Consider the following 20,731-nt stretch of genomic DNA (forward strand, 5'->3'; position numbering starts at 1 on the left):
TGACGGCGGCGGCGCCGACGGCGCCCAGGACGACAGCCCACAGGAGGACCGCGAGTCCGCGTCGCCGGAAGGCGAGGCGGCCGATCCTGTGGAGCAGGGCGGCCATGAGGTGTGCAACTTTCGCGTGCGGTCGGTCGTAGGGGATCGCTCCGTGTGACCGCGTCCGGCCGTCGCAGGGCGTCGGTGCTCAGGAGGCGCGGCAGGCGGGTCGTCCGGCCTCTCGTGCGGGTCGCGCGTGACGGCAGCCGTCACGTACCGGTCGTCAGCGAGGCGGTCGCCGGCGGAGGCGATGCCGGCTGGTGTCCGCGGCCGTCATCCGGCCGGGCTGTCCGAGGGCTGAGGCTTGCCGAGCATCTGGCAGGTGGCCGCTTCGACGAGGGCCTTGTTCGTGGTGGCGGCCTTCTCTTCCTTGATGCCGAAGTTCGTGCTCGTCAGGACGGCGACGCTGCGCCGGCCGCTCGCGTCGGTGTAGATCTCGCTGGAGTAGCCGGGCAGGCCGCCGGTGTGCCCCCAGACGGTGCCGCAGGAGGTGTCCACCCGCATCAGCCCCAGTCCGTAGCCGCCGCCCTCCTCGGGAGCGTCGACCGTGGTGCGCATCTGCTTCATCTGCGCCTCGGGCAGCAGCTCGCCGGAGATCAGCGCGGTCAGGAAGCGCTGCCAGTCCTGTGCGGTGGAGACCATGCCGCCTGCCGCCCAGGACCAGCTCGGGTCGACGGCGGAGGTGTCGATGTTGTCCCCGGAACGCTCGGGACCGGCGAATCCGACGCCTTCGGGCAGGTCGACGGTCCCGGAGAGGATGGTCCTCAAGCGCTCGGCGTCCGGCTCGTAGCCGGTCACGTGCTGCTGGCCGGTGTTCCAGTCGGCCTTCGTGGCGAGGTACGAGTCCTTCATGCCGAGCGGCCCGGTGATCTTCTCCTCGATCAGTTCGGCCAGGCCGCTCCCGGTGGCCTTCTCGAGAATCAGTCCCAGCGCCTCGTAATTGGCGTTGCTGTACGAGTACGTCTCGCCGGGCTCGGCCGGCGGGTCCTGTCCGGGCGTGATGGCGAGCAGCTCCTCCGGTGTCCAGGTGCGCTTCTCCTGACCGGTGAGGGAGGGCAGGAATTCCGGGGTCAGCAGGAAGTCGCCCAGGCCGCTGGTGTGGTCGAGCAGCATCCGTACGGTGATGTCCGCGCCGCCCTCGACCAGGCCGGGCAGCCACTTCTCGACCGAGTCGTCGAGGCTGATCTTCTTCTCGGCGACCTGTTGCAGGACGAGGGCCGCGGTGACCGTCTTGGTGTTGGAGCCGACCCGGAACTGGTCGTCGGCGGCGATGCGGTGGTCGCCCTTCGTCCAGGCGGCCTGCTTCGCGATCTCGACGGGCGCCCCGTCGCCGGAGTCGACCCGGACGATGACACCGAGGGAGCCGGTGTCCGCCGCCTGCTGCGCGAGGCGGGCCAGCCGCGCGTCGGCCGCCGGGCTCGCCGCGCTCTGCCCGGCCGCCGGTTCGGCCCCGTCCGAGCAGCTCACGAGCGCCACGCCCATGCAGGTCACCAACGCCATGGTGAGCGCTCCCCGGCGGATCCGGTGACGGCGAGACAGTGTGTATGCGGCCATGGCGAGGTCCCTTCGGCGCGTGACGATGTGCTGCGTGCGTCGAGGGACCGGGCACGCACCTGGCGTGCGGCCGTTCGGCGGGTCCCGCGCACAACAACCATTCAGTCAGCGGCGCGCACCCGGTACATCGCTCGATGGCGGGCTTCCCGCCGGCGCGGGGTCATTCCAAGGAGTGACCCGCAGGGGTACGGCGCCCCGCCGGCCCGGTCGGTCAGGACAGGGTGTTCCTGGCCAGCACCGCCGCCTGCGCTCTGCTCTGGCAGCCGGTCTTCGTCAGCACGCGGCTGACGTGGGTCTTCACCGTGTGCAGGCTCACCACGAGCCGGTCGGCGATCTCGGCGTTGCTCAGCCCGTCCCGGATCAGTCGCAGGACGTCGGCCTCCCGCTCGGTGAGGTCCCTCAGCCGGGCCAGCTCCTGGTCGCTGGGCCGGCGCCGGCCGCTGAGATGGCCCTCGATGATCCGCTGGGTCACCGCGGGGCTCAGCGCGCTGTGCCCGGCCGCCGCGGCACGCACGGCCCCGGTCAGCTCCTCGTACGAACTGTTCTTCAGCAGGAACCCGGACGCCCCGGCCGCCAGCGCGTCGTCGACGTACTCGTCCAGGTCGAACGTGGTCAGCATGAGCACCCGGCTGCGCCCCGGCCCGAGCAGTCCCCGGCGGCCCAGCTCGGCCAGGGCCCACAGGCCGTTGCGGCGCGGCATGCGGATGTCCATCAGCAGCACGTCCGGCCGCAGCCGCGCGCACACCTCGACGGCTTCCGCACCGTCGTCCGCCGTGCCCGCCACGGTGATGTCCGCCTGGCTGTCGAGGATCGCGCTCAGCCCGGCGCGGATGATCGGCTCGTCGTCCACGACGAGCACGCTGATCTGCTCAGACACCGGCAGGCTCCCACGGCATCGTGGCCGCGACGCGGAAGCCGCCGTCATCGGTCGGGCCCGCGGTGAGTTCGCCGTCCAGCGCACCCACCCGTTCCTCCATGCTGACCAGGCCGAGCCCGACCCCCGCGCCGGCCGTGCCGCGCCGCGCCGCGCGGCCGTTCACGACCTCGCACCGCAGCTTCCCACCGTCGACGCCGTCGACACTCACCCGGACCGGCGCCCCGGGCGCGTGCCGACGCGCGTTGACCAGTGCCTCCTGCACGACGCGGTACGCCGCCAGCTGCACCGGCCCCGGCACGGACTCCAGCTCGATGCCCGTCGTCAGCTCGACCGTCCCTCCCGCGGCACGGTGACTGTCCAGCAACGCGTCCAGCTCACCGAGATCCGGCACCGGCTGGAGCGGGACCGCGTCCGCGGGGTCGCGCAGCATCCGCAGCAGGTCACGCAGCTCGCCGCTGCTCTGCCGGCCCGCCGCCGCCAGCCCGTCGACCTGGGCACGGGCCCAGTCGGGCAGTTCCCCGCCGCGGGCCCGCAGGGTCTCCGCGTGCACGACGAGCAGGGTCAGCGAGTGCGCGACCACGTCGTGCATCTCACCGGCGATCCGTGTCCGCTCGCGTTGCGTGGCCTGCGCCGCCTCCAGGGCCTGCGCCCGGCGCGCGTCGGCCGCCCGCCGCTCGGCCGCGGCCAGCAGTTCCTGCCGGGTCCGCGCGGCGAACCCCATTGCCCACGCCAGCGGCATCGGGGCCAGCGCGGCGAGGACGTCCAGGCCGCCCTGGAAGTCGCCGGAGTCGGTCGTCATCCGGTTCAGCCACAGGCCGGCCATGCTCAGCACGCTGACGCCGAGGACCGCCGACACGGTCCGCCGCCAGCTCGTGCCGTGGTTGCCCAGGTTGTAGAGCAGCACCGCCAGCGGCAGGAAGACCAGCGGCGACAGCTTGGCTCCCGCGCCCGCACTCCCCACCAGCGCGGCCAGAAGGGACCCGAAACCCACGACGAAGGCGGTGGCCGGCAGCCGCCGCCTCAGCAGCAGGACTCCCACGCCCACCGCCTCGTACACCGTGAGCGACGCCCAGGCCGGCCCGGAGGTGTCCACGTACGGCTGCGACAGCAGCGCCGGCAGAAACGTCAGTACGACCAGCCCGGTGTCGGCGCCCCACCCCGGCCACCTGCCGTCCATCACTCTCATCCGTCCGACACTATGACCTCGCACGCGGGCCTTCGTCACTCCAAAGAGCCACTCGCACCCGGCGTGCGAGTGGCTCGACCCGCCTCACCGAGGACCGGAGGTGAGCGCGCGCCGGGCAGCGGTCAGCAGAGCGAGCACCTCGGCGGCGGCCGCCCGCACGGTTGCCTCATCCACGGGGACCGGCGGTTCGACTGCCGCCTCGACGGTGTGTCCGAGCAGGTCCGCGCGATGGTCCGGAGAGGCGGCCTCGCCCTCGGGGACCGCGACGCCTCCGGTGATGAATCCGGCCAGGACCGCGTCGATCGTGTGGATCTGGTCCGCCGCCGGCATGGTGCGTGTGACCAGTCCGTGCGAGCGCCAGACGTCGACAAGGCGCGCGAGCAGGTCGTGGAAGCCGAGTTCCTGTGCCACGGAGCGTCCGCTGGCGGGGGCGGCGAGCGCGCCCAGGACGTCGGTGTCGCCGGTGTGAATGGCCCGGGCGAGGGGGCGTCGGGACTGCTGCCGGAAGACCTCCCGCACCAGGCGACCGGGCAGGGCGATGACGACGTCCTTCTCGACGCTCTCGGCGACCGCACCGATCACCTCGCCGAACTCGTGGCGCAGCAACTCGGTGAACAGCACCTGTTTGGTCTTCCAGTGCAGGTAGACGGTGCCTTTGCCGATGCGTGCGCGGCGCGCGATCTCGTCGATGGTGACCCGCTTGTAGCCCCACGCCGCCAGCAGTTCGCGTGCGGCGGCCAGGATGCGCTCGGCACGTTCGCGTTCGGCGTCGCCGGAGTCGGGGATGTGCTTCGTACTCACCGGTTCAGCATGCCACCTCAAGACCGCGTGACCAAATGTCTAAATTGGTCACGCAGTTCTGTCGAGTGTTACGTTCGCCTCATGACCTCTTCAGCCCTTCCCCCGCGCGACACCCGTCGTCGCGCCCTCATCGTCGGTTCCGGCATCTCCGGCCTGGCCGCAGCTCTGACCCTGCACCGAAGCGGCTGGGACCCCCTGGTCGTCGAGCGGGCGCCCGAGCGCCGGACCGGCGGCTACTTCGTCCGCTTCAACGGCCCCGGTTACAGCGCCGCCGAACGCCTCGGGCTGCTGGATTCACTGCCCGATCGACGCGACCCGCACGGACGCACCTACGAGGTCGACTCCCGCGGCCGGCTCTTCCCCGGTCTCGCCTTTCCGGAGACCGTCAACGGCACCCCGTTGCGCATGCTTCTGCGCAGCGACCTCGAACGCGTCCTGTACGAGGAGGTCGAAGGGAAGGTGCGGATCCGCTACGGCGTCGGCCCCGCCACCGTCACCCAGGACCGGCGGCAGGTGAGCGTCACCCTGACCGACGGGTCGGTGGAGACGGCGGACCTGCTGATCGGCGCCGACGGCATCCACTCCACCGTCCGCTCCCTGCTCTTCGGACCGGAGGACCTCTACCGCAAGGACTTCGACCACGTCGTGGCCGCCTGCGTCATGGACGAGCCGCTGCCCGGACTGAGCGAAGGCGACTCCGTGGTCGCCACCGCCCCCGGCCGCTCCGCCTGGGTCAACACCTACCGCGACCACCCGCCGGTCGCCTTCCTCCTCTACCGCACCCCGTGGCCCGCCGCCGAGGCGCGGAAGGAACCAGCCGTCGCACTGCGCGAGGCATTCGCCGGCTTCGGCGGGAAGGTCGTGCCCGCGATGCTGGACGCGATGGAGCGGTCCGGCACCGAATCCGTCCTCTTCGATCAGGTCAGCCAGATCCGGATGAGCCGCTGGAGCCACGGCCGCACCGTGCTGCTCGGTGACGCCGCCTGGTGCATGACCCTCCACTCGGGCCAGGGCTCCGGCATGGGCATCGCGGGCGCCGACCTCCTCGCCCGTTCCCTGCGTGAACACGATGATCTGTCCGCCGCTCTGGGCACCTGGGAACAGCAGTTGCGCCCCCTGGTGGACCGTCATCAGAAAGAGGCGCTGCTCATGCAGCACTTCTTCATGCCCGCCAACCGCTTCGGCTACCACGCCCGCCGCGGGTTCATCCGTGCCACGGGCACCCCGATCGGCGCGAAGCTCGCGAAGACCCTCATGGGCTGACGCACCCCGCCGGCCCCGGCGTCCGGCCCGGCGGGGCGGTCTCAGGCGGTGTCAGGGCGGTGTCAATCCGCCGCCGTCGGTGACCACGCTCCGCATCAGCAGGTCGAAGTGCTCGCGCACGTGCTCGACCAGGTCGAACGTGGGGTCCATGAGCCACTGGGTCGTCAGGCCATCCGCGCAGGCGACCAGCGCGCGGCCCAGTGCGTCGGGATCGACGTCGGCCCTGACCAGTCCCGCGTCGCACCTACGAGTGGGGCGATCTCAAGGGCGATCCGCGCCGCATGACCGAGCGCTACTTCGACGCCCACCTGTACGTCACCAACTGGGGCACCCACCGGCTGATGCTCCGCCTGCCCAAGCGCACCCTGAGTCTGCCCACGGTGCAGCCCTACTCCCTCGACCCCCATGTCGGCGCCTGGACCACCCGCACCCACCTCCTGCTCGACCTGACCAGCGAGGACGAGGAAGGCGACTGGGTCGAGGGCGCCGACGACTCACTGGCCGCCCTCATCGGCGTACGCGACGAACTCGCCACCGGCGACCTGCGTCCCCTCTACCTCGCCTGGCTCTCCGCGCTCACGGTCTGGGAACTCGAGGACGACGACGAGGAGAGCTACCAGGCCTGCCCGGAGCCGCCCGTCCCGGCCGGGCTCGGCGAACTGACCGCCCCACAGCGCGCGCTCGCCGACTTCCTGCGCGTGGACGAGGACCTGCTGGCCGTCGCGGCCCAGGCCAACCCCACCGCACCCGGGAAACCGACCAAGCGCACCAAGAAGGAACTCGCCCCGCTGATCGCCGCACTGCCCCAGAAGGACAAGGACGCCCTGCTCCTGCGGCTCGCCCTCGGCCCGGAACCCGGGTTGCGCACCGAACTGCTGCACCGCCTGAACGACACCGCCGCCCCCGCCACGGCCCCCGGACGCCGCTCGGCCGCCGCCCTCCTGGACGCCGCGCACACCCTGCGCACGGAACGCCGACAGCGCGCCGAAGCCGACCGGGCCGCGGACCGTGCCCGACACCTGGCCGCCCTCGCGGACGACACCGAGTCCGTCTGGCAGAAGATCGAGGCCCACCTCGCCACCAGGAAGCCCAGCTCCCACGACCAGGCCGTCACTCTCCTCGCCGACCTGCGTGACGCCTGCGCCACCACCGGACGGCACACCGACTTCGGCCGGCGCCTGACCCGCCTGCGCGAGGCCAACCGACACCGCCCCGGCCTCATCCAACGCCTCGATCGCCACGACCTGCGGTGAGAGCTGGGACCTGTCCCCGGTCCCCTTCGGCCACCACTCGCCGGTCAGCGCGAACCGGGACGGGTGAACCTCATGCTGTCCACTGCCCGTCGCCCCCTGTCTCCGGCCGACCGGCACACCGTTGAAGAAGCGCAGGCCTGGAGCTTCGGCCCTCGCGGGTGACGCACCCGGCGACCGCGGCACCGCGGCGTTCCGCCTGGCGTCCCGGTCGGGCCCGCTCCCTGCCCCGACGCGAGAGCCGGACGGCGGCACGAACGAGGCCGGTGCGGCCTCGCCCCGTCCGGCCTGCGGCGCACCCGCCGTGCACCACCTGCGTCCTGGTCCCCCACCGCAACCAATCCACGGTCCCGGCGGGCACGGATTACGTCCGGACATGTCCCGACCGCGGAGGCTCTCGGTGAAAGAAGCGATCCATATCGGCAGAAGGCACTCAGAGGAGCCTGACCTGCAAGAGCTCATGAGTCGCGTGGCTCTGGGGGACGAGCGGGCGTTCGCCCGCGTCTACGACCTCGTGGCGGGTCCGGTGCTGGGTGTCGTACGTGCCGTGCTGCGTGATCACGCACAGTCGGAGGAAGTGGCGCAGGAGGTGCTGGTGGAGGTGTGGCGGACCGCCCCCCGTTACCGGCCCGACCGCGGCACGGCGGTCAACTGGATCCTCACGCTGGCGCACCGCCGGGCGGTGGACCGGGTGCGCTCGGTGGACGCCGCGGCGGCCCGGGACCACAGGGCCGCGCTGCTGGACCAGGTGCCCGAGTACGACGAGGTGGCCGAGTACGTCGAGGCACGCCTGGAGCGGGAACAGGTGCGGCGCTGTCTGCGCACGCTGACCGAGATCCAGCACCAGGCCGTCACCCTGGCCTACTACCGAGGACTGACCTACCGCGAGGTGGCTCAGGCGCTGGGGCTTCCGCTGGGAACCGTGAAGACCCGACTGCGCGACGGACTCATCCGGCTGCGCGACTGCCTGGGGGTGACCGCGTGACGACCGTCGACCTGCACCGGCTGACCGGCGCCTACGCCCTGGACGCCCTGCCCGACGAGGAGAGCGCCGCGTTCGAGCGGCACCTCGCGGGCTGCGGGTCCTGCGCGCAGGAAACGGCCGAACTGCGCGCGACCGCGGCCCGCCTGGGGCTCGCCGTCACGACGGCCCCCTCTCCGAGGCTGCGCGAACAGGTACTGCACCGTGTCACCACCGTCCGGCAGGAGACTCCTGGCACGCCGGCCGAGGCGCTCACCGTACGCCTGGGCCGCCGGACCCGGCTGCTCTCCCGCTGGGCGCTCACCGCCTGCCTCGCGACGGCCGTGACTCTCGGAGGGGCGGCCCTGTGGCAGCACCGACAGGCCGAGGACGCCCGCGCCCGGGCGGACCGGGCCGCCCGGGCGACCGACGACATCGCTGCCGTACTGGCCGCGCCGGACGCCCGGACACGGGCCGCCGGGCTGCCCGACGGCGCCACCGGTACCGTCGTCGTCTCCCGCAGCCGGGACAGGGCGGTGTTCGTCGTCTCCGGGATGGCCGACCCGCCCGGCGGGAGGGTCTATCAACTGTGGTTCGCCGACGGCGGCACCGTGCGGCCGGCCGGGCTGATGGACCCCGGCCGCAGTGACCAGGCCGTGCTGCTGCGGGGCGCCGTCGACGGGGCGTCGGGCATGGGCATCACCGTCGAACCCGCCGGCGGTTCGGAACAGCCCACCTCCGCCCTTCTCGCCCTGATGGATCTCCCTGCCTGAGAGGCGGGTGATCGATCGTCGCCATCATGTGATGAGCCGTCAGCCACCGGTGCGACCACACCAGGGCGTGACCGCGGCGAGGGTCCGGGCCGGTGTGCCGACGGCACCGCTCGGACCGGGCCTCGCCGGGTCGCCTGCGCCTCCGTAGCCGAAGAGGGCGCGGATTGGCCGGAGAACGAAGTGCATCCCATCGAGGGAGCGACCAATCCGTCGGGCTCGTGGGGCCGGATTCCCCACGTGACCGACAACGAGAAGCAATCACGGCACCGGCCGGGGCCGGCACGGGTGCTGCTGGGCGCGCTCAGCGGCGCGCTGGCGGGCTTCGCCGCGCTCGCGGTCGCCGAGGCCGTGGCCGGAGCGGTCCGCCCGCAGGCCGGGCCCGTCGTCGCGGTCGGCGGCGCCGCGATCGACCGTACGCCCGCCGCGGTCAAGGACTGGGCGATCCGTCATTTCGGCACCTCCGACAAACTGGTGCTGCAGCTCGGCATCCTCGCGGTACTGGCGCTCGCCGCGGTGTCGCTGGGCGTTCTCTCGCTGTGGTCCCGGCGCGCCGGGACAGCCGGGGTGCTGCTGTTCGGGGCCGTCGGGGCACTAGCGGCGACCCGCCGGCCGGACTCGGCCGGTCTCGCCGACGCTCTCCCCTCGGTGGTCGGCGCCGCCGCCGGTGCCGTACTGCTGTACGTCCTCGCAGACCGCCTCGTTCCCCGGGGATGCGGGCCCGGCACCCCGGGGGACGGCGAACCGTGGGATCGCCGGAGCTTCGTACTCGCGGCCGGCGGCGCCGCGGCCGCGTCCTGCGGAGCCGCTCTGCTCGGCCGCCGCCTGAGCGGCTCCACCGGCAGGACCGCGGCCGCCTCCCGCAGGAACGTGGTGCTGCCCGCGCCCGGCTCCCCCGCCCCCGCCGTGCCCAAGGGTGCCCAGCTCCGGATCGCCGGGATCAGCCCCTTCGTCACCCCGAACGACTCCTTCTACCGGGTCGACACCGCGCTGGTGGTGCCGAGAGTGGATGCCGCGGCCTGGCGGCTGCGCATTCACGGCCGGGGAGTGCGTCGGCCGGTCACGCTGTCCTTCGACGACCTGCTGCGGCGTGAGCTGATCGAGCGCGACATCACGCTCACCTGCGTGTCGAACGAGGTCGGCGGCCCCTATGCGGGCAACGCCCGCTGGACCGGCGTACGTCTGGCCGACCTGCTGGCGTCGTGCGGCGTGGAACCGCCCTCGAAGGGGGGCCCGGCCGACCAGCTCGTGGCCCGGTCCGTGGACGGCATGACCATCGGCAGCCCGGTCGAGGACCTCATGGACGGCCGCGACGCACTGCTCGCCGTCGGCATGAACGGCGAGCCGCTGCCCTTCGCCCACGGCTTCCCCGTCCGCATGGTGGTGCCCGGCCTGTACGGCTTCGTCTCCGCCTGCAAGTGGATCGAGGACATCGAGCTCACCACGTTCGACGCCTACGACCCGTACTGGGTCAGGCGCGGCTGGGCACGCCGGGCGCCCGTCAAGACCCAGTCCCGGATCGACACCCCCAAGCCGTTCGCACGCCTGAGGGCCGGCACCGTCATGGTCGCCGGGGTCGCCTGGGCCCAGCACCGCGGCATCGACAAGGTCGAGGTCCGCGTCGACGACGGCTCCTGGCAGGAGGCCCGGCTCGCGACCGAGGACACCCGCGACACCTGGCGCCAGTGGTCCTGGCCCTGGGAGGCCACCACGGGCAGCCACACCCTCACCGTGCGCGCCACCGACCGCACCGGCCAGGTACAGACGGACAAACGCACCCGCACCATTCCCGACGGCGCCGCCGGACGGCACTCCGTCGTCGTCACCGTCGAGTGACCCAAGCCACCTCTTTCCCCGACACCGCCGAGAACGCGGCTCAGACCGCTCGGTCCAACAGGAGAAACATGATGAACACCCGTATCCGTCGTACCGCCATCACCCTGGCCGTGGCAGCCGTGCTGCCGCTGGCGCTGAGTGCCTGCTCCGACAACGCCGGCGACTCGGCGGCGTCGAACTCCGGCAAGGCATCGGCCGCCGCCACCGCCTCCGGCGACAGCATGGACGGCTCCGACAACCCCTCTTCCGCGGACGGTCCCTTCGGCCCGGCCTGCTCGGCCGTGCCCGAGACCGGCGCCGGCTCCTTCGACGGCATGGCCCAGGACCCCGTCGCCACGGCGGCGTCCCACAACCCGGCCCTGTCGACGCTGGTCGCGGCCGTGCAGAAGGCCGGCCTGGTCGACACCCTCAACAACGCCCGGGACATCACCGTCTTCGCCCCGACCAACGACGCCTTCGCGAAGATCCCGAAGGCCACGCTGGACAAGGTCCTCAACGACAAGGCCCAGCTGACGAAGATCCTCACCTACCACGTGGTGGGGCAGAAGCTGACCCCCGCGGACCTGCCGAAGGGCTCCTTCGCCACGCTGGAGAAGTCGAGGCTGACCACCTCCGGCTCGGGCGAGTCGTACACGGTCAACGACTCCGCGAAGGTGGTCTGCGGCAACGTCAGGACCGCCAACGCCAACGTCTACATCGTCGACACCGTCCTGATGCCCACCGACTGACGGATCACCACAAGCCGGGCGCCACCGAGGGTGGCGCCCAGCTGTCGTTCCCGGCCCCCACTTTTCCGGTCACGCCCGCGGCACGTACCCGGTCCGGCCGAGCGGCGACGCCACGCCCGCCCCTTTCGCTCTTCCCCGGGCCTACCGCAAGTCGTCGACCGGGGAGCCGGAGTGGTGCGAAGTGCGATCGAACGTTGAACCGGGATGACGGCCACGGAACTGTCACCCGCCCGAACGCGGCCCGCGGCCCACCGAACCAGCGGGAATCCGGCATGGGCGCCAGGAAGCAGCCGCAGCATGCCGTGCGCGGTCCGGTGCCGACGTCGCGGCGGACTCGCCCTCACGGTGTGGCGCACGCGCGAGCGCGCCGAGTGGTTTCCGCCAGGCGCCCGGACGGGTGGCCCGCGGCTGCCAGAATGGGCGGGTCAGCCCTTGGCGTACGCGGCGGGCTCCGATGTTCCTCGGCGCGTGTGCCGCCGACGATCGGGAAGCTCTCCGCCCATGAACGCCCAGCATGGCTCCGCCGAGCGCAACTCTTCCGTCCACCAGCTCAAGGTGCAGCTGGAGGGGGTGAAACCGCCGGTTTGGCGCGGTCTGGTGGTGCCCTCGGATCTCACGCTGGGCTCGCTGCACGACGTGATCCAGTCGGCGTTCGGCTGGCACGACGCACACCTGCACGTCTTCGAGGACCGCCGGGGCGAGCGGTACGCCCCACCCGGCGAAAGCATCGGTGTCCCGGCGCTCGACGAGGAGGAGACCGCTCTCGCGGACGTCCTGCCGCACGCCGGCGACCGTATGGACTACACCTACGACTTCGGCGACGACTGGCTGCACCGGATCACGGTGGAGGCGGTGCGTCCCGCCGGGCCGGGCGAGGGCGAGCTCGCGCTCTGCACGGGCGGGCGGCGGGCCATGCCGCCCGCCGAGGACCTCGGCGGCGTGTGGGCGCTGGCCGAGCTGCTCGGCCGGTACGAGGCCGGTGAGCGACCGCGCCCCACCGTCGTCCGGCACGGCGGTGGGGGTGAGGAGGAGAAGGAGTACGCCGGTCCGCACGACGCGGTACTGGCCTGCCTGTACGAGGAGGGCTTCGATCCGGCCGCCTTCGACCCCGCCGGGATCGGCCGGGCACTCGCCGGAACCCGGCTGCGGCGGACGACGGGCGCGGGGCGCGGTGAACGCGACGGAAGGCGCGGGCGGCCGGTGCCGCCGGGGACGTACCGCTGCGAGTGCGGCGAGCTCCACCCGCTGACCGGCGACTCCGGCGACGGGCCGGCCGAGGAGGAATCGCTGTCCGGCCTGTTCGAGGCCACGGGCCTGAGGCTGCCCGCCGTTCGGCTGCCCGGCGACGCGGAGCTGGCCCACGCGGTACGCGACGTCCCCGTCTTCATGGCCGCGGTGCGGCTGGGGCACTGGTGCGCGGACGGGAGGGAGCTGACCTCGACGGGTGTTCTGCGGCCGGAGCCGGCCCGGCAGGCGATCGAGGAGGCCGAGCTGTGGCGCATCGCCCCGGACGACTGGGGCAACCCACGGGACCGGGCGGCCCGGCTGGCGAGGATACGCGGCGCGGGCGGCATGGAGCTGCTGGACCTGCCCTGGGAGTGGGCGCTGAACTGCGGCTTCGTGGAGGTGGACGGCAAGCGCGCGTACGCCGGCGACGCGCTGCCGGACAAGGAGGACGACGCGGCCCTGCTCGCCGCCTGGCAGGAGGCGGTGGCGGGCGCGGCGGTCGAGCTCTCCCTCTCCGTCCCCGTACTGGACGGCCCCTTGGCCGCACTGCGGGAGCTGATCGACGAGGCTCCGCCGCTGGTCTTCCTCATGCTGCTGCACGCGTACGGGCTGCCGGACGGTGAGTGGCTGGACGTCGCCCGTCACCTCGCGGACGGCTTGGAAGGGCTGGCGGAGGGCCCGGCCCGGGAGCTGGTGTCGCTGCTTCTGACCGAGCAGTACGACAGCACCGCCGAAACGCTGGAGCTGTTCGGCGCCGCCGAGTTCGAGGGCGACGAGGACCTGGTGGACGACGGTGTTCCCGCCCCGCCGGCCGACGGCCCAGGTGGACTGCTGCCGGCCGAACGTCTCCGGCTCACCCCACTGGGCCGCTCGGGCCTGCGTGTGCTGCTGGTCCGGGCGGGCGTCCCGGCGCCGGTGATCGGCTCGCTCGCCCGGGCGGACGCCCGCGAGCTGCTGGCCGCGCTCACCTCCTACCCGTCCGAGGCGGACGCGGCGGCGGAGGTCGCGGGCTGGCTGGCCGGGCGCTCCGCGACGGACGCGGCGGTGCAGGTGGTGGACGCCTGCGACGGCACGGAGCCGGCCGACGCGCTGCGGCGCCTCCAGGCCCCGCGGTTGCTGGCCGCCGTGCTGGCGGCGGACGAACCCGGACGGGCGAAGGCGGTGCTGCGCAAGGCCGCCGTCTCCCGGGTCACCGGTTGCTCGCACGCCGCGGCCTCGATGCTGCGCCGGATCGGGGAGCCCGCCGAGGACGGCGCGGCGTGGGGCACGGAGTGGATGCTGGTGGACGGCGCGCTGCCGTTCGCGCGCCTCGGTGAACAGGCGCTGCGCGAGCGGCTGCTGACCGGTTCCGGAGAAGGCGTACGCCCGCTCGGCCAGCTCGCCGAGCGCGCCGACGACCTGTGGCGCGCCGGTCATCCGCACTCCGGCGAGGTACTCGGCGCGCTCGCCGACGCCGTCAGGCCGGTCGACAAGTCCCTGGCCAAGCGGCTGCGGAAGGCCGCGTACAAGGCGGGAGGCACCAGGTGAGCCGGTCCACGGCAACGATCGACGCGGGGAACGCCGCATGAGCCGGCTCGTGACCGGGTCCGGGACGGGGGACGACACGTGAGCCGACTCGTACGGGAGACCACCGCCGCAGGCGCCGTACCACTGGCCGATCCCGCTGCCGCGGCCTGGGCACGCGAGCGGCTCGCGGCCGGCGGCCTGGCGGCCGTGTTCGTCCCGGCCGATCCGGGGCAGCCGGCCCGGTTCGGCCGCCTGGTGCTCTACCGGCCCTCCGCCGACGCACGCCGCGTGCCCGCGCAGGCCGCCGCTCCCAAGGGGGTGGAGCGGGTCCGACTGCCGCTGGTCCTGCCCCACGGCGGCGGAGTGCGTACCCGTACCGTGGAGGGCTGGGCACTCGGCTGCGGCGACATGCTCGCCCTCCTCCTCGACCCGCCCGCCTCCGGGGTCCATCCCTCGCTCGCCGGATGGGCGGCCGTCGCCCGCCGCGCTCTGCAGCTGCTCGGCGAGGGGCGCCTGTACCCGGCGCTGACCTCCGACACGTACACCACATGGCGCTTCGGGCCACCCGGCGCACGCGGCAAGCGGGACCTGGACGCGCTGGCCGCCGCCCTGCCCCCGTACGCCCACAACCTGCCCGCGCCCCGGACCGGCGACCGGACGCCGTTCATCGCCGAACCGGTCGCCCTGGTCGGGGAGTTCTGCGATGCGCTCGCCGACGCCCTGCCGCGCACTCCGGCCACCGGCTGGGCGATGCCCGGCAACCCGTACGCCGACCGGGCGACCGCGCTGCACCCGCGGCTGGCCGCGTGGGCCGCCGAGGTCGAGGCCGAGCGCGCCGCGCGGGTGAGCGTGGAACTGCGGGTCGAACTCCCGGCCGGACGGCGCCGTGACGTCCGGGCGGCGCTGCAACTGCGCACCGCCGCCGACCCGTCCCTGGTCCTGGACGCCACCGAGCTGTGGGCCGACCCCGGCCGAGCGCACCGTCTGCTCGGTCCGCACGCGGAGGCCGAGACCCTGCTCGCACTGCGCCGCGCGGCCCGCGCCTGGCAGCCGCTGACCCGCCTGCTCGCCGAGGCCGCCCCCAGTGCGCTGCGGCTGGACGACGAGGAGACCATGGACCTGCTGGGCGACGCCACCGACGCGCTGCGCGCGGCAGGCGTGCACGTGCACTGGCCGCGGGAGCTGGTCAGGGCGCTTCAGACGCGGGCGGAGATCGGCGCGGCCACCGCGCCGGGCGCGACCGTGGACACCCTGCTGGGCCGTGACACCCTGCTCGACTTCTCCTGGCAGGTCGCCCTGGGCGGCGAGAAGCTCACCGACGCGGAACTCGGCCGGCTCGCCGAGGCCCGCCGCCCCCTGGTCAGACTGCGTGATCAGTGGGTCGTCGCCGATCCGGGGCTCGTGGCCCGGCTGAAGCGGCGGCGCACCCGCGAACTCGCCCCGCTCGACGCGCTGCAGGCGGTGCTGACCGGCGAACTGGAGGAGGACGGCGAGCGAGTCCCGGTGGACGCGGCCGGCGCCTTCGGCGAACTGGTCGCCCGGCTGCGCGATCCGGAGGACCGCGCCCCCGTCCGGGTTCCGGAGGGCCTGACCGCCTCCCTGCGCGGCTACCAGCGGCGCGGCCTGGCCTGGCTGGCGGACATGACCCGCCTGTCCCTCGGCGGAATCCTCGCCGACGACATGGGCCTGGGCAAGACGGTCACCCTGCTCGCCCTCCACCTGCACCGCCAGGAGCAGGTGGACACCGCGGGCCCCACCCTGGTGGTCTGCCCGGCCTCCCTGCTCGGCAACTGGCAGCGCGAGGCCGCCCGTTTCACCCCCGCCGTGCCGGTGCGCCGCTACCACGGTGGCGAACGCACCCTCGACCACCTCGCCGACGACGAACTCGTCCTGGTCACCTACGGGGTGCTGCGCCGCGACCGGGCACACCTCGCCGCCGTGAAGTGGTCGCTCGTCGCCGCCGACGAGGCCCAGCACGTCAAGAACCCTTACGCCACCACCGCCCGCGAGCTGCGGGCCCTGCCCGCCCGCGCCCGCGTCGCCCTCACCGGCACCCCGGTGGAGAACAACCTCTCCGAGCTGTGGGCGCTGCTCGACTGGACGACCCCCGGCCTGCTCGGCCCGCTGTCCGCCTTCCGCGACCGCTTCGCCAAGCCCGTCGAACGCGCCGCCCTCGGCACGGACGACGAGGAGGAAGCCGCCGAGGCGGCCCACCGGGCCGCCGCGCGGCTCACCCGCCTCACGCGCCCGTTCCTGCTGCGCCGCCGCAAGTCGGACCCCGGCGTCGCTCCGGAGCTCCCGGCCAAGACCGAGACCGACCACCCCGTCACCCTCACCGGCGAACAGGCCGCCCTGTACGAGGCGCAGGTCCGCGAGGCCATGGCCGCCATCGAGGAGGCCGACGGCATCGCCCGCCGTGGCCAGGTCCTCAGACTCATCACCGCGCTCAAACAGATCTGCAACCACCCCGCCCACTACCTGCGGGAGAGCGGCCCGCTGCCCGGCCGCTCCGGCAAGCTGGAACTCCTCGACGAACTCCTCGACACGGTGGTCGCCGAAGAGGAGGGCGCCCTGGTCTTCACCCAGTACACACAGATGGGGCGGCTGCTGGAACAGCACTTCGCCGACCGCGGTGTCCGCGCCCGCTATCTCCACGGCGCCACGCCCGTGCCGCGGCGCGAGGAGATGGTCGCCGCCTTCCAGCGGGGCGAGTTCCCCGTCTTCCTGCTCTCCCTGAAGGCCGCCGGTACCGGCCTCAACCTCACCCGCGCCACCCACGTGGTCCACTACGACCGGTGGTGGAACCCCGCCGTCGAGGACCAGGCCACCGACCGCGCCCACCGCATCGGCCAGGACCGCCCCGTGCAAGTCCACCGGCTCACCACCCAGGGCACCGTCGAGGACAAGGTCGCCCGTCTGCTCGGCGCCAAGCGCGCCCTGGCGGACCAGGTCATCGCCTCCGGCGAGGCCGCCCTGACCGAGCTGTCCGACACCGACCTCGCCGAACTAGTCGCGCTGTCGAAGGAGTTCGACGCATGACTCGCACGACCCTCACGACCGAGGAGCTCACGGCATGACCCCCGCCCGCAAGGCCCCCCGCAGTGGCACGCGCGCCTTCGCCGCCACCTGGTGGGGCCGGGCCTGGGTGGACGCCCTGGAGGGCTCCACCCTCGACGCCGGACGTCTCTCCCGAGGCCGCACCTACGCCCGCAAGGGCATGGTCGGCCCGGTCACCGCCGCCCCCGGAGTACTGCGCGCCGAGGTCGAGGGCAGCGCTCCCTGGCCCTACGACTCGACGGTCCGCCTCCGCGTCCTCACCGACGCACAGTGGGAGACCCTCCTCGACACCATCGCCGCCCGGGCCGGCCGTACCGCCGCCCTCCTCGACGGCGAGATGCCCGCCGACCTCGTCGACGACGCCCGCGCCGCCGGCGTACCCCTGCTGCCCGAACCGGGCGAACTGGACCCGGAGTGCTCCTGCCCCGACTGGGGCCACCCCTGCAAGCACGCCGCCGCCCTGTGCTACGCCACCGCCGCCCATCTCGACTCCGATCCCTTCTGGCTCCTCACCCTGCGCGGCCGCACCAAGGACGCGGTCCTCACCGCGCTGCGTACCCGCCGCCGAGCCCTCACCGGCGCCGCGTCACCGGTCGACAGCACGCCCGGCAGCCGGGGCGTGCCCGCCCGCGCGGCGTTCACCTCCTGGGACGGCACCTTCGCACCGCCCGCACCCGAACCGGCCGAGAACCCACCCGGCGCCACCGCCCCCGAAGCGGCCCCTCCCCCGCCCACCAGCACGCCCCCACCCGACGCCTCCTTCACCCTGGACGACCTCGGCGCACTCACCCAGGACACCGCCCGGTGTGCCCGCCGCCTCGCCGCCGGGCACACCGCCTCACTCGTCTCCACGCCCGTCGAGGACGCCGTACGTCTCGCCGCCTCCGGCATCGGCGAGGCCCGCTTCCACCACCTCGTGCGCGCCGCCGGCCTGCCCCCGCTGGACTTCGCCCGCCTGGTCCGCGCCCACCGCCACAGCGGACCGGCCGGCGTCGCCACCGCCCGCACCTCCCTCACCCCCGATCCCGCGGCCATGGCCGCGGCCCGCACCGCCCTGACCGCTCCCGACACCGCGGACGGGACCGCCGGCACCCCGCCCCTGCGCGTCTGGCGCAACCGCCTCACCGTCGACGCCGAAGGCATCCAGATCCGCCTCGGCCCCGACCACCGATGGCACCCCTATGTCCGCGAAGGCCGCGGCACCGCCGCCGAATGGTGGCCCTGCGCTCCCGCCACCGCCGACCCGGCCGCGGCCCTCCTCGCCGCCCGGACCGCCGCCGTGGCGCACTGAAGCGAAGGCCGCCTTCCGCTGCCGCTCATTCCGGCCGACTCGGCTCACACCGACCCCACGCCGCACTACGGTGTTCGCATGGCAGGCAAGAAGGTGGCCATCACCCTCGACGAAGCCCTGGTCGAGGCCCTGGCCAGTGTCGCCGAGGAGGAGGGCGTCCCACTTCCCCGGCTCGTCGCCGAGGCAGCCGAGCCGGGGCTACGGCTGCGGGCCGGCCGGGCGGTGATCCGGGAGTGGCAGGCCGAGCACGGCGCCTTCACCCCGGAGGAGCTCGCCGCCGCCCGCGCCGACATGGCCGCCGCCGACGCCGAGTACCTCAGCGGCCCGGGAGTCTCGGCGGCGTGAACATCCCCTACCTGTACGACGCCGGTGCGCTGATCGCCATCGACGACGGTGACCGGCGCATATGGGCCCGCCACAGACTGACTCCCGACGACGGCCGGGACATCCACGTTCCCTCCGTCGTCGTCAACCGGGCCTGGCGGGACGCACGCCGCCAGGTCAGGCTCGGCAAGTTCCTCGCGGGATGCCACGTCGTGCCCGTAGGCAGGACCTCCGACCCGGACGACATCCACGCCCTCGTCGACACCCAGGCCGTCAAGCCCGCTCCCGTCATCCGCACCGTCTGACCCGCGAGCGGGTCTCCGGCAGACGTTGCCGACGCACCCCCGGGTCGGACTACCCTCTTGTCCGGCCGACCGGGGGGCAGGGATCACGCATCACCACGGCACATGCGAACACATGCGAACGGCTGCGGTGACGCCAGCTCACGGACGTTGTGGGCGAACTCCGCGAACGCGGCAGTCATACCCCTCGACAAGCTTCCTGACCTGCGGCTTCATTGCCGAGGCCAGGAAGCCGGAACGGTCACACGTTGAACCGGAACTCCACCACGTCCCCGTCCTGCATCACATACTCCTTGCCCTCCATGCGCGCCTTGCCCTTGGCGCGCGCCTCGGCGACGGAGCCCGTCTCGACCAGGTCCCCGAAGGAGATGACCTCGGCCTTGATGAAGCCCTTCTGGAAGTCGGTGTGGATGACACCGGCGGCCTCGGGAGCGGTGGCGCCCTTCTTGATGGTCCAGGCGCGGGACTCCTTGGGGCCGGCTGTCAGGTAGGTCTGCAGGCCGAGGGTGTCGAAGCCGACGCGGGCGAGGGTCGCGAGGCCGGGCTCGTCGGCGCCGACCGACTGGAGGAGCTCCAGGGCGTCCTCCTCGTCGAGCTCGGCGAGGTCCGCCTCCAGCTTGGCGTTGAGGAAGATGGCCTCGGCGGGGGCGACCAGGGCGCGCTGCTCGTTCTTGAAGTCCTCGTCGGTCAGCTCGTCCTCGTCGACGTTGAAGACGTAGAGGAAGGGCTTCGTGGTGAGGAGGTGCAGGTCGTGGAGGAGCTCGGCGCGCTCGCTGCCCTGGACGATGCCGTGGGCGAAGAGCGTGTCGCCCTTCTCCAGGATCTCCTTCGCCTCCTCGACCGCCTTGACCTTGGGCGCCACGTCCTTCTTGATCCGCGACTCCTTCTGGAGGCGGGGGAGCACCTTCTCGATCGTCTGGAGGTCCGCGAGGATCAGCTCGGTGTTGATCGTCTCGATGTCGTCCTTCGGCGAGACCTTGCCGTCGACGTGGACGACGTTCTCGTCCTTGAAGGCGCGGATGACCTGGCAGATCGCGTCCGACTCGCGGATGTTCGCGAGGAACTTGTTGCCGAGGCCCTCGCCCTCGCTGGCGCCGCGCACGATGCCCGCGATGTCGACGAAGTCGACGGTTGCCGGGAGGACGCGCTGGGAGCCGAAGATCTCGGCCAGCTTGTCCAGGCGGGTGTCCGGGACGCCCACGACGCCGACGTTCGGCTCGATCGTGGCGAACGGGTAGTTGGCCGCCAGCACGTCGTTCTTGGTCAGGGCGTTGAACAGGGTCGACTTGCCGACGTTGGGCAGACCGACGATTCCGATCGTGAGCGACACGTTGCGACTTCCCGTACGTGAGGATGAAAGGACTGGGCTTCGGGCTTCCTGACCCGTGGCCCCGGTCTCTCATGGCCGGATGGCTGACAGGGGTGACGCGCGGGCCGATCCACCAGTCTACGGCGTGCGGGCTCCCGTTCCGGCGGGCCCGTCGAACGCCAGGTCAAGCTCCGCCGTACGGCGTGTCAGAGGTGCGATTCACCACATGAACCGACCTAAGTTGGTCTGATGGAGCAGAAGGAGCAATACAGGACGCGTTCTCAGCCCGGACAGCGCCGTGGCACGCCTCTTCCGCCCCAGGCGGCGCGGGGCGGCGGACGTGGGGGCCCGGGCAGGCCCGTACGTCCGTCGGGCCTTCCGGGTCCGCCAGGTCCGTCGGGTCCGTCGGGTCCGTCGGGTCCGTCGGGTCCGTCGGGTCTTCCGGGTTCG

The 20,731-nt window shown here is 73.1% G+C and carries 17 protein-coding genes; 11 read left to right on the top strand and 6 right to left on the bottom strand.

Annotated features, from left to right (window positions below):
- Window positions 1-312 precede the first annotated feature (312 nt).
- The 4 genes from IE242_RS02910 to IE242_RS02925 all read right to left on the bottom strand — a co-directional run bounded on the left by IE242_RS02910 (window position 313) and on the right by IE242_RS02925 (window position 4,457).
- Complete coding sequence (locus IE242_RS02910) at window positions 313-1,539, bottom strand: serine hydrolase domain-containing protein (RefSeq protein WP_189854928.1); 1,227 nt, start codon at window positions 1,537-1,539, stop codon at window positions 313-315.
- Between the two features lie 265 nt (window positions 1,540-1,804).
- Entirely contained in the window at window positions 1,805-2,518 is a 714-nt protein-coding gene (locus IE242_RS02915) for a response regulator (RefSeq protein ID WP_189854930.1), read from the bottom strand.
- Complete coding sequence (locus IE242_RS02920; protein WP_189856344.1) at window positions 2,463-3,647, bottom strand: sensor histidine kinase; 1,185 nt, start codon at window positions 3,645-3,647, stop codon at window positions 2,463-2,465. Before IE242_RS02920 ends, IE242_RS02915 begins: the two co-directional genes overlap by 56 nt.
- A gap of 93 nt (window positions 3,648-3,740) precedes the next feature.
- Window positions 3,741-4,457: a TetR/AcrR family transcriptional regulator gene (locus IE242_RS02925; protein ID WP_189854932.1), complete on the bottom strand. Its 717-nt coding sequence runs from the start codon at window positions 4,455-4,457 to the stop codon at window positions 3,741-3,743.
- Window positions 4,458-4,538: 81 nt separating this feature from the next.
- On the opposite strand from IE242_RS02925, the gene IE242_RS02930 reads away from it, so the two are divergent.
- A complete protein-coding gene (locus IE242_RS02930) occupies window positions 4,539-5,720 on the top strand; it encodes an FAD-dependent monooxygenase (protein ID WP_189854935.1) in 1,182 nt (393 codons plus the stop codon).
- A gap of 51 nt (window positions 5,721-5,771) precedes the next feature.
- Here IE242_RS02930 and IE242_RS38510 read toward each other — a convergent pair whose 3' ends face one another.
- Window positions 5,772-5,951, bottom strand: coding sequence for a TetR family transcriptional regulator C-terminal domain-containing protein (locus IE242_RS38510; protein WP_189856345.1), 180 nt, complete (start codon window positions 5,949-5,951; stop codon window positions 5,772-5,774).
- Window positions 5,952-6,001: 50 nt separating this feature from the next.
- On the opposite strand from IE242_RS38510, the gene IE242_RS02940 reads away from it, so the two are divergent.
- The 10 genes from IE242_RS02940 (at window position 6,002) to IE242_RS02985 (ending at window position 18,975) form a co-directional block, all read left to right on the top strand.
- Window positions 6,002-6,973, top strand: a complete 972-nt coding sequence (locus IE242_RS02940; RefSeq protein WP_189854937.1) for a hypothetical protein — start codon at window positions 6,002-6,004, stop codon at window positions 6,971-6,973.
- 397 nt (window positions 6,974-7,370) lie between these two features.
- On the top strand, window positions 7,371-7,955 hold the full coding sequence (locus tag IE242_RS02945; protein ID WP_189854939.1) for a sigma-70 family RNA polymerase sigma factor: 585 nt from the start codon (window positions 7,371-7,373) through the stop codon (window positions 7,953-7,955).
- Window positions 7,952-8,704: an anti-sigma factor gene (locus IE242_RS02950; RefSeq protein WP_189854941.1), complete on the top strand. Its 753-nt coding sequence runs from the start codon at window positions 7,952-7,954 to the stop codon at window positions 8,702-8,704. The genes IE242_RS02945 and IE242_RS02950 overlap by 4 nt, the downstream gene beginning before the upstream one ends.
- 237 nt (window positions 8,705-8,941) lie before the next feature.
- A complete protein-coding gene (locus tag IE242_RS02955) occupies window positions 8,942-10,537 on the top strand; it encodes a sulfite oxidase (protein WP_189854944.1) in 1,596 nt (531 codons plus the stop codon).
- 71 nt (window positions 10,538-10,608) lie between these two features.
- On the top strand, window positions 10,609-11,265 hold the full coding sequence (locus tag IE242_RS02960) for a fasciclin domain-containing protein (RefSeq protein ID WP_189856347.1): 657 nt from the start codon (window positions 10,609-10,611) through the stop codon (window positions 11,263-11,265).
- 501 nt (window positions 11,266-11,766) lie between these two features.
- Window positions 11,767-14,019: a plasmid pRiA4b ORF-3 family protein gene (locus IE242_RS02965; RefSeq protein ID WP_189854946.1), complete on the top strand. Its 2,253-nt coding sequence runs from the start codon at window positions 11,767-11,769 to the stop codon at window positions 14,017-14,019.
- Window positions 14,020-14,097: 78 nt separating this feature from the next.
- Entirely contained in the window at window positions 14,098-17,037 is a 2,940-nt protein-coding gene (locus tag IE242_RS02970) for an SCO1167/SCO6262 family helicase (protein ID WP_189854948.1), read from the top strand.
- A gap of 34 nt (window positions 17,038-17,071) precedes the next feature.
- Window positions 17,072-18,346: an SWIM zinc finger family protein gene (locus IE242_RS02975; RefSeq protein ID WP_189854950.1), complete on the top strand. Its 1,275-nt coding sequence runs from the start codon at window positions 17,072-17,074 to the stop codon at window positions 18,344-18,346.
- A 78-nt stretch (window positions 18,347-18,424) separates the two neighbouring features.
- Window positions 18,425-18,691, top strand: a complete 267-nt coding sequence (locus IE242_RS02980; RefSeq protein WP_189854952.1) for a hypothetical protein — start codon at window positions 18,425-18,427, stop codon at window positions 18,689-18,691.
- Window positions 18,688-18,975 (top strand): twitching motility protein PilT, encoded by a 288-nt coding sequence (locus tag IE242_RS02985; RefSeq protein WP_189854954.1) that lies wholly within the window; start codon window positions 18,688-18,690, stop codon window positions 18,973-18,975. Before IE242_RS02980 ends, IE242_RS02985 begins: the two co-directional genes overlap by 4 nt.
- A gap of 238 nt (window positions 18,976-19,213) precedes the next feature.
- Here the strand turns inward: IE242_RS02985 and ychF are convergent, their stop codons facing one another.
- A complete protein-coding gene (gene ychF, locus IE242_RS02990; protein ID WP_189854956.1) occupies window positions 19,214-20,302 on the bottom strand; it encodes a redox-regulated ATPase YchF in 1,089 nt (362 codons plus the stop codon).
- Window positions 20,303-20,731: the final 429 nt, after the last annotated feature.

It is taken from the genome of Streptomyces poonensis (genome assembly GCF_014650915.1).
Classification (GTDB): Bacteria; Actinomycetota; Actinomycetes; order Streptomycetales; family Streptomycetaceae; genus Streptomyces; species Streptomyces poonensis.